The sequence below is a fragment of the Bacillus sp. LR--39 genome, from assembly GCF_053613335.1.
Genome location: NZ_JBSIOT010001392.1, coordinates 1 through 556 on the forward strand (window position 1 = coordinate 1; position 556 = coordinate 556).

Sequence of the window (556 nt, forward strand, 5' to 3'; positions counted from 1 at the left end):
CAAAAAATTATTCAACTGAAATAAGGTTTTGACACGGAATTGATAGAGTTGACGCTTTTCTGCAAAAGTTAAAGCGGGCTCACACCCGCTTTTTCTGTTTGTTATGGACGGATTACAAGATTTGGTTTCTTTTTCAAGCTGTGTCTGCCGTCAACGAAACGAACAGTGCCCGATTTTGCACGGATAACTAAGCTTTCAGTTGTACCGACAGAGCCTTTGAATTGAACTCCTTTTAACAGCTCGCCGTCAGTAACCCCTGTAGCTGCAAAAATCGCGTCATCACCCTTCACAAGGTCTTCCATGCGAAGCACTTTGCTTAAATCAAGGCCCATTTTGTGACAGCGAGTGATTTCTTCTTCGCTTTGCGGAAGAAGTTTACCAATGATTTCTCCGCCGAGTGCTTTTAGCGCAACAGCGGAAAGCACACCCTCAGGAGCGCCGCCTGATCCGAACAGGATATCAACGCCCGTGTGGTCGAAAGCCGTGTTGATGGCGCCTGCGACATCGCCGTCATTGATCAATTTGATTCTGGCGCCGGCCTCACGAAGCTCGGAAA

General features: G+C 47.5%; 1 protein-coding gene. It reads right to left on the reverse strand.

Annotated elements, in window-relative coordinates; genetic code table 11:
* Positions 1-101 precede the first annotated feature (101 nt).
* The coding region (locus ACWHAR_RS30695; protein ID WP_452088886.1) for a fructose-bisphosphatase class II at positions 102-556 on the reverse strand (455 nt) is incomplete at its 5' end.